Annotated in this window: 15 protein-coding genes; 3 read left to right on the top strand and 12 right to left on the bottom strand. The window is 36.7% G+C overall.

Annotated features, from left to right (window positions below):
- Positions 1-87: 87 nt before the first annotated feature.
- The 3 genes from JOD28_RS07500 to JOD28_RS07490 all read right to left on the bottom strand — a co-directional run bounded on the left by JOD28_RS07500 (position 88) and on the right by JOD28_RS07490 (position 2,949).
- On the bottom strand, positions 88-1,464 hold the full coding sequence (locus tag JOD28_RS07500) for an FAD-dependent oxidoreductase (protein WP_204770204.1): 1,377 nt from the start codon (positions 1,462-1,464) through the stop codon (positions 88-90).
- Between the two features lie 229 nt (positions 1,465-1,693).
- Positions 1,694-2,548, bottom strand: coding sequence for an alpha/beta hydrolase (locus tag JOD28_RS07495; RefSeq protein ID WP_204770203.1), 855 nt, complete (start codon positions 2,546-2,548; stop codon positions 1,694-1,696).
- A gap of 29 nt (positions 2,549-2,577) precedes the next feature.
- Positions 2,578-2,949, bottom strand: coding sequence for a MerR family transcriptional regulator (locus JOD28_RS07490; RefSeq protein ID WP_204770202.1), 372 nt, complete (start codon positions 2,947-2,949; stop codon positions 2,578-2,580).
- Between the two features lie 71 nt (positions 2,950-3,020).
- On the opposite strand from JOD28_RS07490, the gene JOD28_RS07485 reads away from it, so the two are divergent.
- Positions 3,021-3,386 (top strand): carboxymuconolactone decarboxylase family protein, encoded by a 366-nt coding sequence (locus JOD28_RS07485; protein ID WP_204770201.1) that lies wholly within the window; start codon positions 3,021-3,023, stop codon positions 3,384-3,386.
- An 86-nt stretch (positions 3,387-3,472) separates the two neighbouring features.
- Here JOD28_RS07485 and JOD28_RS07480 read toward each other — a convergent pair whose 3' ends face one another.
- From JOD28_RS07480 to tyrS, 4 genes are all read right to left on the bottom strand, one after another.
- On the bottom strand, positions 3,473-4,675 hold the full coding sequence (locus JOD28_RS07480) for an MFS transporter (RefSeq protein WP_204770200.1): 1,203 nt from the start codon (positions 4,673-4,675) through the stop codon (positions 3,473-3,475).
- A 174-nt stretch (positions 4,676-4,849) separates the two neighbouring features.
- The gene (locus tag JOD28_RS07475; RefSeq protein WP_204770199.1) at positions 4,850-5,713 is read right to left on the bottom strand and encodes an NAD(P)-dependent oxidoreductase; all 864 of its coding nucleotides are present in this window, start codon (positions 5,711-5,713) and stop codon (positions 4,850-4,852) included.
- Between the two features lie 4 nt (positions 5,714-5,717).
- Positions 5,718-6,707: a D-2-hydroxyacid dehydrogenase gene (locus tag JOD28_RS07470; RefSeq protein WP_204770232.1), complete on the bottom strand. Its 990-nt coding sequence runs from the start codon at positions 6,705-6,707 to the stop codon at positions 5,718-5,720.
- Between the two features lie 70 nt (positions 6,708-6,777).
- The gene (gene tyrS, locus JOD28_RS07465; protein WP_204770198.1) at positions 6,778-8,025 is read right to left on the bottom strand and encodes a tyrosine--tRNA ligase; all 1,248 of its coding nucleotides are present in this window, start codon (positions 8,023-8,025) and stop codon (positions 6,778-6,780) included.
- A gap of 502 nt (positions 8,026-8,527) precedes the next feature.
- Here tyrS and JOD28_RS07460 point away from each other — a divergent pair.
- Entirely contained in the window at positions 8,528-9,289 is a 762-nt protein-coding gene (locus JOD28_RS07460) for a DUF975 family protein (protein ID WP_204770197.1), read from the top strand.
- Between the two features lie 46 nt (positions 9,290-9,335).
- Here the strand turns inward: JOD28_RS07460 and JOD28_RS07455 are convergent, their stop codons facing one another.
- The 5 genes from JOD28_RS07455 to JOD28_RS07435 form a co-directional block, all read right to left on the bottom strand.
- On the bottom strand, positions 9,336-9,599 hold the full coding sequence (locus JOD28_RS07455; protein ID WP_204770196.1) for a hypothetical protein: 264 nt from the start codon (positions 9,597-9,599) through the stop codon (positions 9,336-9,338).
- Positions 9,592-9,942, bottom strand: a complete 351-nt coding sequence (locus tag JOD28_RS07450) for a hypothetical protein (RefSeq protein WP_239531149.1) — start codon at positions 9,940-9,942, stop codon at positions 9,592-9,594. Before JOD28_RS07450 ends, JOD28_RS07455 begins: the two co-directional genes overlap by 8 nt.
- Before the next feature lie 308 nt (positions 9,943-10,250).
- Positions 10,251-10,424 (bottom strand): class IIb bacteriocin, lactobin A/cerein 7B family, encoded by a 174-nt coding sequence (locus JOD28_RS07445; protein WP_204770195.1) that lies wholly within the window; start codon positions 10,422-10,424, stop codon positions 10,251-10,253.
- A 162-nt stretch (positions 10,425-10,586) separates the two neighbouring features.
- Complete coding sequence (locus tag JOD28_RS07440; protein WP_204770194.1) at positions 10,587-10,754, bottom strand: class IIb bacteriocin, lactobin A/cerein 7B family; 168 nt, start codon at positions 10,752-10,754, stop codon at positions 10,587-10,589.
- A gap of 109 nt (positions 10,755-10,863) precedes the next feature.
- Positions 10,864-11,139, bottom strand: coding sequence for a helix-turn-helix domain-containing protein (locus JOD28_RS07435; protein WP_204770193.1), 276 nt, complete (start codon positions 11,137-11,139; stop codon positions 10,864-10,866).
- Between the two features lie 414 nt (positions 11,140-11,553).
- On the opposite strand from JOD28_RS07435, the gene JOD28_RS07430 reads away from it, so the two are divergent.
- Complete coding sequence (locus JOD28_RS07430) at positions 11,554-12,294, top strand: helix-turn-helix domain-containing protein (RefSeq protein ID WP_204770192.1); 741 nt, start codon at positions 11,554-11,556, stop codon at positions 12,292-12,294.
- Positions 12,295-12,548: the final 254 nt, after the last annotated feature.

The following is a 12,548-nucleotide window of genomic DNA, read 5'->3' as shown; positions in this document are numbered from 1 at the left end:
TCGTATTTAAATCGTATTCATACCCAAAACGGCTGTGCCTGAAATATATTTCAGGCACAGCCGTTTTAATCATTTATACATCAAGAATTAAAAACGTGGTTCACCAAGTGCATGTTGTGCGGCTAAATTCAATAAACTCCACTGTCTGTCAAAACCAGGTTGGAAAAAGAAATCAGCCTGCGCCAAATCTTCTAAGGAGAGTTTTTGTTGCATGGCTAGCGATAAAACATTTCCTTGCGCTGTGATATCATGCGTTGAAAGAACCGCCCCACCTAATAAACGATGCGTTTGTGGCTCATAAGCGAGACTAACATAAACATTCGGATTACCCATTTGATTAGGGACATAATCAGGGCGCAATGTATCTTGATAAAAGGCTGTTTTGATTGCCACACCAACTTTTTTAGCAGTTGTCGTATTTAATCCAGCAGTGGCAAAATGATAATCAAAGACGCTTAACGCTGAAGCACCAACAACACCGCTAAATACAACTTCGGGTGTCTTTTCAAATAAATGAGCTGCAATGTAACGCGCCTCACGACGAACAACCGAAGCTAGAGCAATTGGCATTTTAGTTTGCGCTGGAATTGAGTAAGCTAGTACCGCATCCCCAATAGCATAGACATCTGGTAAATTAGTTCTAAGATACTCATCCGTTTTAATCCAACCTTTTTCATCGAGGTCAATTGTCCCTTTTAACCAGTCAGTATTTGGTTTAATACCCGCTGCCTGAATCACTAAGTCGCTTCGATAGTCACCCTCATTCGTCTGAACTGTAACCACTTGATTGTCTGTATTGCCTTCGTAACGTTCAATTTGAACATTAGTGACCACCGTGACACCTTTATCACGTAATTCTTGATTGATAATGTGCGTCATCTCTGAATCCAAATAATTACCTAAAGGTCGGTCAATCATATCAATTAAAGTCACGTGCTTACCAGCTTTAACACTGGCTTCAACAGCCTCAACACCAATATATCCTGCACCCACAACCGTGATGTTTTTAACCGTTGGATCTGCCAACTTCGATTTGATTTTTGTCGCCCAATCTTTACCCCGCATCAGATAAACGTTCTCTAAATCATTTCCAGGCACCGGTAACTGATTAGGCGTGACACCTGAACTAAGGATTAACTTGTCATAGTCATATTTTTTTTCGTTACCCGTTTTGACATCTTTAACTGTAACCGTTTTGTTTTCTGAATTAATTGCCGTGACTTCGTGGTTATTATAAATTTCTGCCCCGAGTTTTTCAACATCTTCAGGTCGGAAATTACGTACATCATTCACGTCGGTGACGCTGTTTTCAAGGTAAAGTTCCATGCCACATGACATGAACGAGATAAAGTCGCCAGCCTCGAATAATTTAATATCAATGTTTTGATACTGACGTGTTAACTCCAAAATTGACTGATGCCCACCATGTGATGCACCAACAATAATAATTTTTGTTTTTGACACTACTATTCCTCCTTGTTCCTTCACAATGATTAACAGATAGATAGCTATTATCGTTTTAACTTTTTATATGATAATAGCTATTCATCTTCTATCAATATTTTAGAACAATTCTAAATAAGAATCAAATGTTTTATATAGTTATACTGTAAAAAAACCGATAGTATGAATAAATTCTAGTCTATCCATACTACCGGGTTTAATTCAATTTTCAGTTTTTTGCTATGACCAATTACTCAAAAAGAAAATGATTCAATGCCTGATCAACTACCGTATTCTCATGTAACTTACTATGCTGCGCATCTTTTCCAGTAATTTTCAACTCTTTATAAGACTTCGTCCGATCTGAAATTAGGTATCGTAATGATTGTGACGACGCATTACTAACTGAACCATCAGAATGACTGCCATCGTTTTTATCCCCAAAGATATTGAGAACGCTGACTTGGTTGTTAGGATAACTTGTCCTTAGTTTCAGTAATTCCTGATAAGTAGCATTCATTTTTTGGGGTTTACCTTGGCTATCCAACACCATTTGATTTGCTTTATCATCCATCCTTAAAATACCATTGAAATGTCCTGCAATGTTAACTTGCTTTGCTAGTTTAGGTAATTTATCATTACTTGAATGATCTAATACATAAAAGACAATTGACATATTGCCCATGGAATGACCAACCGCATTAAATTCCTTAATCTCATACTTTTTTTGTAGCGCAACAATGACATTTTTCATCCATTGTCCATCTTGATAGTAATTCGTATTTCTATTGTTTTCATAGTTCACTTCAACCAAAGGATTTTTTGCCTTTTTATCAATCACGCCACTTAATTTTACCTTGCCCTGATTAGAAACATTAGACCTGATAATGGTATTCGAGTCACCTTTTTCAACTAAATAATGGGTCATCTGTTGCTCAGCTTTGTAACTGCTACCATACCCGTGAAAAAAGAGTGTCGGTGTAATTGTACTTCTTGTTGCATGACCAGTGGACTGAGTCACACCTTTGTAACTGTGTACATAGCCTATTAAAAAGATCATTAGCACAAATGCAATTGGTATTAAAATTTTTTTATATTTTGTCATCCTTATTCCCCCTAATTGTGACTAATGTGTCAGACATCGTCATTCATGTGTTGCGCATAATACTGCTTTTTCTTCTTTAGAAAATCAATATGCACTTGTATTTTGCTCTGTTCTTCATGTAAGATTTGCTCTTGTTGATCTAAAATGGCAATTCTTTCTTTAATTGTCTCATGTCCCTGTTCACGTAATTTAGCATATGTCATGATTTTAGCCAGTGGCAAACCAGTTGCTTTAGCCCGCTTGATAAAATCAATCCAATTTAGCTCTTTGTCAGTAAACACCCGGTAATTATTTTTTTGTCGCACCGGTTTCAGCAGGCCTAATGTTTCATAATAACGTAAAGTGGAAATTGATAATCCTGTTATGACCGCCACTTCTGATATTTTATATGTTTTAATCATCATTTCCTCTTGCTATAAAGTTTACTTGATAGTTTATACTTATTTTATCATATGAAACAGGAGAACATATTATGGATAATTACGAAAATGGTTTAAAAATACGCGAATCCGTCATTGGCAAAGAAGCAAGTCAATTGGTTTCAGATAGTCTTGAAGACATCGCCCCGCTTTTGAATGAAAAAACCTTATTAGCATTTGATGAGGCCGATAAACGAAAAATTTTAGATATGAAACAACGAGAAATGATTACTGTGACAGCGCTACTCACCCAAGGTGACACGGCCAATCAACTGCGCATTCATATTCAAGGTGCTCTAAATGTTGGCGTCACACGTGATGAAATTGTTGAGATTTGTATCCATTGCTTACCTTACGTTGGTTTTCCACGCGTTTTAAACGCAATTGCCGTGGCAAAACAAGTATTTAGTAACCAATAAATATTTCTAACAAAATAAAACCTTGCCACTTGCACATAATGTACAATTAGCAGGGTTTTATTGACCTAAACACTAATATGAACTCATTAACTGCGTTCGTGAAACACATTAAATACGACAATAATCAAATTCAAACCAGCAATAATGAATAGACTGGACATGATGCTTGTTAGATGTTTCGTAGCAAACAATCCAGTAACAATTGGCATTAAGAAAAATGCCACACTACCGAAGAAAAAATAAAGTCCTGTTAGTCGACCGGCAAATTGTGAGTTGCGCCCAATTAATTGGCTCAAACCCAACTGTAGTGACCCACCTGCAGCAGAAACACCAAAAATAAAGCAGCCTAAGCTGGCAAACCACATTTCTCGACTTGAAACAACGACAGCCAGCCCTATTATTGTCCCAATAGCTGTGACGACAAGTAATGTTGCTTCGCGTATCCATCTTTGATTCGTTATTAAAAATAATAGTCCCACACCAACTAACGATCCAATACTATAAAAGCTCATGAGCAGATGCGAATTAACCGTCGTAAACGACTGCACAACATGAAAGTATCGTGTAATCCATTGTGTAAAATGAATCATTAACCACATCGAACTAAAGCCATAAATCAAGAAAACTATTTTTGTGATGTCCCACTGCCATTTACTTTTATTTTGACTCACTTTTGACGTGACTTGAGATTTTAACGTATAAAATTTATCAGATTTAATAGATAACATGATACCAAGATTGACAACCAAAATTGCAGTTGCTAACCAATATAACCAACCAAACCAAATATTTTGATTAATTAATGTCACTAATATAATAGGTAGTAAGCCTTCACCCAGTGAAATCATCGCTTTTATCAACACGTTGCCGCTTGATTTACCATGATTAATTTCTAATAATGTTGGATATGCAACCGCATCTAAAGCAGCATTAGCTAGTCCTGCCAAAGTGGTAACAACAATCGCCAAAAAAATGGTATGTGTCAATGGTAAGAACGTAAAAAATATAATATAGGTCATTGCAGCTATACTCAGTAGTTTTTTACGATCTAAATGGTCAGATAGTTCGCCCAAAATTGGATAAGCGATCAGTTTGCCAATGCCAATGGCCGAAACAACAGCCGTCGCGCTTGCTATAGAACTTTGCCACAATGTACTTAATTGCTGGACAGTCTGCGCTAAAATAATTAGTGCAAATCCTTGTACAATATAACTCAAATAAATCACTAGTCGTACTTTAAAAAGGTTAGTATGATGTTCAATCGGGGTCTGTTGTTTCATTTCTGTCATTTACATTTCCTTTGATCGACTTGATTGCCTTAGTTTTTAAATCAAAAATGATGCCAAAAAAAGACAGTTAATCTATTTTTGAACGTCATTATTAAGATGTTCGATCATTTTTTACTCAATGCAACATCACAGATATTATCAGTGCTAATTGTTTCACGTGAAACAATTAGCACATTATTGAAATTCTGACCATAACTTAACAATCGCTTGTACACCTTCATCACCGTGTTCTTGACTCAACTTCTCAAACAACTGTTCGGCTAATTTTGTACCTGGCAAATCGATTTCCATGTCAGCTGCCGCATCAAGTGCGATGCGAAGGTCTTTTAACAAATGCTTAGCGTAAAATCCAGCAGCAAAATCACCATTCATCACACGTGGCATATAATTTGTAACAGACCAAGATCCTGCTGCCCCGCTACGCCACACATTGTAAGCATCAGTCATATTTAAACCTGCTGCTTTTGCGTAAACCATCGATTCTGCCATTGTAATGACAGTGGCTGCAACACCAATATTGTTACTCATTTTCATATGTTGCCCTTTGCCAGCCGATCCTGCCAAAACAATTTGTTGACCGATGGCTTGAAGAACTGGCAAGATTTGTTCATAAGTTGTCGCTTTCCCGCCAACCATGATAGATAAGGTGCCATTTTCAGCACCAATATCACCACCTGAAACAGGCGCATCTAACACCTGAAAACCTAATTTGTCACCTTTTTGAGCTAACTGTTCAGCTAGCTTTGGTGTGGATGTTGTCATGTCAACTAATATATCACCACTTTTTGCACCCGCAAAAACACCATCTGCTCTTGTCCAAATATCCTCAACATCTTTGGGATAGCCGACCATTGTAAACGTGATGTCTGAGGCACGCGCCACATCAGCTGGTGTATCCGCCCAAACCGCACCATGCGAAATAACGTTTTCTGCCTTGGATTGCGTCCGGTTAAAAACCGTTACTTGATAACCTGCTGTCAAAAAATTATTAATGATGCCTGTCCCCATGACACCTGTTCCAATAAAGCCGATTTTCATATGATTACCTCAAAATTTCGTTTTCGGTGTGTCCACCGTTCACCATAGTAACCGCATCATTTAGTGCAATTTCAACCATGTTTTTGATCGCTGTATTTGTATAAAATGCAATATGCGGTGATAAATAAAAATTATCTAATTGAATCAGACGTTGAATGTTTGCTGGTAATTCCGCTACTGTCTGCTTTTGGTCCATAAATTCATTTTCATTGGGTGTGACATCAAAAGCAGCGCCATAAAGTTGACCTGATAGCAAAGCTGACTCTAAAGCACCCATATCCACAATACCGCCACGAGCCATGTTAAGCATAATTGTCCCTGGTTGAATTTTATCAAAGAATGCTTGATCTGCTAAACCTTGCGTTTCATCATTTAATGGTGTGTGAAAACTAATAACATTAGCACGTGACAATGCATCATCCAAGGTTGTGTATTCGAGAAAAGCCTCATTTTGCGCATGATAAACGGGATCCACAGCAAGCACCTTGGCACCCAATGCATGCAACATTTGTGCGAAAGCAGTGCCAATACGACCAACACCAATCACTGCAACTGTTAACTGATAAATCTCTCGTGCTTGTCCACCCGCTGCCCAAGTATAATCACCGGTAGCCATGGCACGATCAAATTTTTTATTGTTACGCAAGATATTAAACAATTGTGTCAACGTATATTCGGCAATCGCTCGAGGTGAGTAGGCAGCAACATTTGATAAACGGATATGACTACTAAAGGCAGCTGGCAAATCAAAAACATCATAACCAACTTGGCGTAAAGCAATCTGTTTGATGCCATAACTTGCTAACTTTTGATAGATGGATGCTGGCACATCTGTTGTTTGTTGTGTCGTAACCGCATCGAATCCTTGTGCTTGATCAACATTGTCTATCGACATTGGTTCAAGTACAGCGGTCACTTCGTGTCCCGTTTTACTTTCCCAATCCTTAACATAGGGAATCTCTTTATCAACACTGTTATACATTAAAATTTTCATCATAAACTCCTTTTATTATTGCCATCATTATACACTTTAAATTAAAAGCACGCCAAGAGCGTGCCCTGAGTTATTGTACTTTACCTAGGAAATACTTCTTCTTACCACGACGCACTAATACAAATTTACCGTCATAATGGGTTGCTGGCGTTACTTCAGTCGTGACATCTGTTACTTTGACACCGTTAATTGTAATCGCACCATTAGTCACATCTTCACGGGCTTGTCGTTTTGATTGCTCAACACCACCATCAACCAAGAAGTCAACCACATTTTTGCTCTCAAGTGTTGTGTCAAAACTTGGTACACCACCAAAAGCGTCAGCGATTTGTGCCGCTGATAGGGTTGCAACATCCCCGCTAAACAAAGCATTTGATAATTGTTCAGCTTCGTCAACAGCTATTTGACCATGAACAAACTTAGTCACTTCTTGTGCCAAACGGCGCTGTGCTTGACGTGCACCAGGATTAGTATCAATTTCTTTGGCTAATGCGTCAATTTCTTCAACAGTTAAGAATGTAAAATATTTCAAATATTTGACAACATCAGCATCGTTTTGGTTCAACCAGAATTGGTAGAATGTGTAGGGTGACGTCTTTTTAGGATCTAACCAAATCGCATTCCCTTCTGACTTACCGAACTTTTTACCTGTTGAATCAGTCATCAAAGGAATTGTCAAACCAAATGCTTTTGCTGTATTTCCCTCAAGCGAATGAATGAGATCAATACCTGAAGTGATATTTCCCCATTGATCAGATCCACCGATTTGTAATTGGACATCTTCTCGACGCCATAATTCATGAAAATCAATACCTTGTAACACTTGGTACGTAAATTCTGTAAAAGAAATACCCGTTTCCAAGCGTGACGCCACAACATCTTTTTTCAACATAACATTAATGGAGAACAACTTACCATAGTCACGTAAAAAGTCTGTGAGTGTTAGCTTTCCTAACCAGTCATTATTGTTAACAATACGTGTATCGCGATCACCGAATAGTTTAGTAACCTGTGCTGTAATGCCTTTTTCATTTTCGGACAATTGTTCTTGCGTCAATAGTTTACGCTCTGTTGTAGGTCGCGGATCGCCAATCGCACCAGTCGCACCACCTATAATGATGACAGCCTTGCCACCAGCATTTTGGAAACGCTTTAAGACCATAAATGGAATTAAATGGCCTAGGTGTAATGAATCTGCGGTTGGATCGGTACCAACATAGGCACCAATTTTGTCATTTGTCATGGCTTCAAGCAACCCTGCTTCATCAGTCACTTGATTTAATGCCCCACGCCATTTTAATTCTTCAATAAAATTCATATTTTTTCTCCTTTTTATGTATCATAAAAACCGCCCTATAAACATAGGACGGTTCTTACCGTGGTACCACCTAAATTGTAAGTCATCGGACCTACCACTTAACATGCCTTATCGCGGCATACGTCATCTTTTTTATGTTGTGTAACTCAAGACAACGGCGGGTTAGTTTACAGCAACCACTAACTTTCTTTGACGCGCTCATCTGCCTCTTTATCAACTCATGATACGTTCATTATACCAGATAATATCTGTGATATGTGAACTTTCAAATTTTTTGTACGTTAATATCACATGAACAAGGACTTAATCAGTCATGGGCGTGAGTTTAACGTAACTACCTTTAGCCACGCCAGAAAATGAAATGCTTAATAGTCGATGTTTTTGCCATATCAATAAGCAACGATAATCACCACAATTTTCCCATTATTAACGGCTTTAACTTGCAAATCCTTCTTTTTATTGTTACCATTGTGTTACAATTAATGGGAGTAATTTAAACAATATGCTAACTAACAGACAAATTAAGCAAACCGCGTGGTCTCGTGTCACCACTCACTTTAAAGCCGCATTTTTACTATCATTAGTTCCGATGGTATTCACTGTATTTGGCGTGATGTCAGATCATAATTCTCGCGATATGACATTTTCGCAAGATATTAATCCTACAGCACAAACAATCAGAAATGCAACCAATGATATGGGACACTTTCTCCAAGACAATTGGTTCACCGTTATCGTTGTTGGCTTAGTTTCTTTCGTCGTTATTATGTCATTCGCTGCATTAGTAGCTGCCATTAGTGATTTCTTTACGGAAAGTACAGTCAGTGGTTTTATTGATTGGCACGAATCTGACAGAACCCCTGAATCACCAATTAAAGCAGGCCTGAGCTTGTTAACTAACACAGCATTTAAGATTGCTTTTTTACGCGCCATCTATACATTATTATGGACATTACTCTTCGTTGTTCCAGGAATCATAAAGAGTTTTTCCTATTCACAGGCGGTATACCTATATCGTGATGACTTACATGCTGGACGCGATATTCAATCAGCTAAATACTACATCGCACAATCTCAACAATTAATGACAGACCATAAAGGCCAATTATTTATCATGTACTTGAGCCTGATTGGTTGGTACTTCTTGAATTTCGCAACATTTGGTTTAGCCAACTTATTTACGTTACCTTATACCATGGCTATTCGAGCAGAATTCTACGTTGCTTTACGTGGTAATCAACCTGAAAAAACAACGATATTATAAAAAGACGAGAATTCAGTTTCTCGTCTTTTTATGTGGCTTTATCATGCTATGATTTGTTTTGCAAAGCACGCTTTTGATCATTGTATCCTTGAACAAATAACACAATTTCGATTAGTTTACCTCGTAATATCAAATTTCCAAATCGTAACAACATGCTAGGATAATGATGTAACTGATGATTTGCAAAGTCTTGCCTAGCGTGTTGACAGCCTAAATCATAATCAGTAACTTGCTGTTTTGCTTGTACGTCATAATGACTATATACCCCAGATTCATACTGGCTTTTTAAATACTGATGCAGATTAATCATTAGTTATTCCCCCACTGACAGGACTTTGATGCTGCACAATGCCTATAATCACGAAAGGTATCACAATCATTAAGCTACTCAACCCAAAACGTAATAACGCATTATTAAAATTTTGATTTAAAATCATTTTTTGTACGATGTCAAACAAATAATAACCGGGGAAAAACTTTTGAATCACCGTGATAATCTCGACCACAGTACCAGACAACCATGTATCAAGTCGAATCATAAGCATCCCAAATCCCATGCTCAAAGGCATACCGAGCGCATCAAGTGTCCGACTATCTAAAAAAATACCTAATAGAAAACCGATAGCGCTTAAATAGATACCCAAAATAGGCAATTACCCCACCCACGATATCAGTTAATAGTAAACGTATACCAGCATATTGATTTAAATCACCCATAAAAAGAAAAAAATCTGGTATGACTAAGATAACGAAAATTAGTATGGTGACTAAGATAAGTTCAAATAATTCCTTGGCTTTTTTGATAATAGGCAATAGAATATTTTTTATTAGCATGCTTCCACTTTCTATTTATTCATATATTGGATACTAGTTTATTTGTCACACCAAAAGGTCAGTGATAGACACTAATTTCTAACTTGTGTCTATCACTGATCTTTTGTTGACATGCAATTAATATCTTTTATTTAATGGTACCAAAATATGCACGATGCCTCATTCTCAGTCTAGCCGCACCTTCAGCTCCAGCTGTGAAATAGCCAGCACCTTGGCCAACCAGCACCCATATACCATCACTACTACCACCATTAATATTTTCAAGTTCTTTATCTGTTAAAATATTTAAATCCATATTCATTTTTTAATTTTCCTTTTATTATACTGGCTATACAATAATATACCGCTGCCAATTGAAAATAGCGCATATAGAAAGTAGCCCAAATTACTCATGTTTGAAAAAAAATGATCAGCTATTGCACCACTTATTATAAAATAACTCATCATAATCGCTAATGCTTGTTTATCTATGCCCTTTACCATTTTTATATCCTTGTTTGAACCCCGCTGCAATTTGATCTGAATGGCGATATGCTTCTTCAGCTGCCCAGCCGGCCACAACTACAAGTGGCCAAAAACCACCATTAATATCCGCTAATTCTGTTTCATTTAACATTTGAAATTCTTGCATAAACTTCTCCTTATCCATAAAATAGTATGATAGATGGTGTATACCACATCTATCAATAATTATTACAAATCCCATAATATTTTGCAATGTAAATCAACAGATTGTTAATTTATAATTTCTTTAATAGCGAATCTGCTGAAAAGTCTAATTGCTGAGATATATCTCTGATAAATTCTAAATCAGGGCGCCGTTTGTTATTCTCATAGTTTGATAAAGTCGCTGGTGTAATATTCATTTGAAGTGCTAATTCATGTGCCGTTAGCCCTGCTGTTTGTCTATATTGTCTAAGTGCTGTTCCTAAATCTCCACCCTGAATCAAAGCTAACTTCTCATTTGTAATACCATCATAATGATTGTTATTTAATATTTTCTTGATGTTCTTCATGTTGTTATATCAAATCCCTTTCTGTTATTTTCGTAAAAACTTATGACATGATGCTATCTGTCTTATTGATCAAAAAATTCTGTGCTAAACAACTCATCATCTATATGAATAATTTAGCACAGAAGACTTCAATTTATGATTCTTGAATTAATTTCTATTAGCCTCCCATCTATAGTTTATCAAATTGCAACCCTTAATTTTTCACATATTTATTGGTTGTTTTCCTGAAATATGTTAGTAACTTTTATTGCTTTTTATGATATAAAAGATAGCCTACTACCCTTTAAGCAAGCAATTATTCAGACACAATAATTTTATATTTATTGTGCATAGTATCACTAATTATATTGAAGCCACCTATATATGTTGTATAATATAATTGTTGAATTAACTTCTAAAAAAGGAGGAAGTATAATGACTATTGGCGATCAAATTAAACAACTGCGTACAGCACACAATCTGACGCAACAAGAATTTGCCACAAAAATCTATATTTCCTACCAATCCGTATCCAACTGGGAAAATCATCGCAGTTATCCCTCTGCTGAGATTATGTTACTCATTATTGATACATTTGATTTACCATTAAATTATTTTATGGATAAGGATATTGACCCTACGACAAGCCAAGAGGAAACACTCATTTTGTCATCCTTTTTAAAATGTATGACCACTAGTCGTGATGAAGCGCCTACTTTAAAATTGGTTCAACAATTATCTGGTCTACCAGCTGAACGCGTCCAACACTATTTTCCATCGTATGATGACCTAGTCTATACACTCATCAATAAAGTTGATCAAGACATCAAAATCAGAGTAGAAAAACGGTTATCTGATCATGAGAGTGTGTTGTCAATATTTATCAACGATATGGCACCATTACTTTATCATAAAAGAGAAACCTTACATCTTCTATACACACGCCCCTACATTAAAGGTGTGTGGACGCAATTTATTAAAGCCAAATACCAATCACTTCTCAAAAAATATAATCCACAGATGAAAAAGAACAATCTTGATACTGCCTATTTAATCGAAACATTGACCACCTTCATTTCGATTTGGTTAAGCCAACCAGAAATTGAACCTTTAGCTCAATTCCAACAACGCATCACTTATTTGGTGAATCATTCAATGTCATCTTGGCGGTTTTAAACTGGTGTACTGGGTGGCGCTACTTTAGGGGCAGTTGCTTATGTTTCTGACCATAATGATTTAAACGATCCAATCACTAAAAATTAATTTAAGTAGAGGAAAGTATGAGTAAACTAACTAATTTTTACAAAATTTTGTTGAATGGCTTATTAATGGGTGTCATATTTTGGTGTTGCCAATCATTTGATTTATCAATGAAAAGTATCAGACTATCGATTTTTCTCATGATTTTTTGGGACATTATCGTTATGGCG

It is taken from the genome of Leuconostoc rapi, from assembly GCF_016908715.1.
Classification (GTDB): Bacteria; Bacillota; Bacilli; order Lactobacillales; family Lactobacillaceae; genus Leuconostoc; species Leuconostoc rapi.
Note: the sequence above shows the minus strand (reverse complement) of the source record. Positions and strands in the feature narration are given on the sequence as shown.

What these genes read in the sequence shown, in the direction of transcription:
- JOD28_RS07495 (WP_204770203.1), bottom strand. Translation starts at nt 2,548, where the DNA reads ATGACAAAATATAAAAAAATTTTAATACCAATTGCATTTGTGCTAATG.
- JOD28_RS07490 (WP_204770202.1), bottom strand. Translation starts at nt 2,949, where the DNA reads ATGATTAAAACATATAAAATATCAGAAGTGGCGGTCATAACAGGATTA.
- JOD28_RS07485 (WP_204770201.1), top strand. Translation starts at nt 3,021, where the DNA reads ATGGATAATTACGAAAATGGTTTAAAAATACGCGAATCCGTCATTGGC.
- JOD28_RS07480 (WP_204770200.1), bottom strand. Translation starts at nt 4,675, where the DNA reads ATGACAGAAATGAAACAACAGACCCCGATTGAACATCATACTAACCTT.
- JOD28_RS07475 (WP_204770199.1), bottom strand. Translation starts at nt 5,713, where the DNA reads ATGAAAATCGGCTTTATTGGAACAGGTGTCATGGGGACAGGCATCATT.
- JOD28_RS07470 (WP_204770232.1), bottom strand. Translation starts at nt 6,707, where the DNA reads ATGAAAATTTTAATGTATAACAGTGTTGATAAAGAGATTCCCTATGTT.
- tyrS (WP_204770198.1), bottom strand. Translation starts at nt 8,025, where the DNA reads ATGAATTTTATTGAAGAATTAAAATGGCGTGGGGCATTAAATCAAGTG.
- JOD28_RS07460 (WP_204770197.1), top strand. Translation starts at nt 8,528, where the DNA reads ATGCTAACTAACAGACAAATTAAGCAAACCGCGTGGTCTCGTGTCACC.
- JOD28_RS07455 (WP_204770196.1), bottom strand. Translation starts at nt 9,599, where the DNA reads ATGATTAATCTGCATCAGTATTTAAAAAGCCAGTATGAATCTGGGGTA.
- JOD28_RS07445 (WP_204770195.1), bottom strand. Translation starts at nt 10,424, where the DNA reads ATGAATATGGATTTAAATATTTTAACAGATAAAGAACTTGAAAATATT.
- JOD28_RS07440 (WP_204770194.1), bottom strand. Translation starts at nt 10,754, where the DNA reads ATGCAAGAATTTCAAATGTTAAATGAAACAGAATTAGCGGATATTAAT.
- JOD28_RS07435 (WP_204770193.1), bottom strand. Translation starts at nt 11,139, where the DNA reads ATGAAGAACATCAAGAAAATATTAAATAACAATCATTATGATGGTATT.
- JOD28_RS07430 (WP_204770192.1), top strand. Translation starts at nt 11,554, where the DNA reads ATGACTATTGGCGATCAAATTAAACAACTGCGTACAGCACACAATCTG.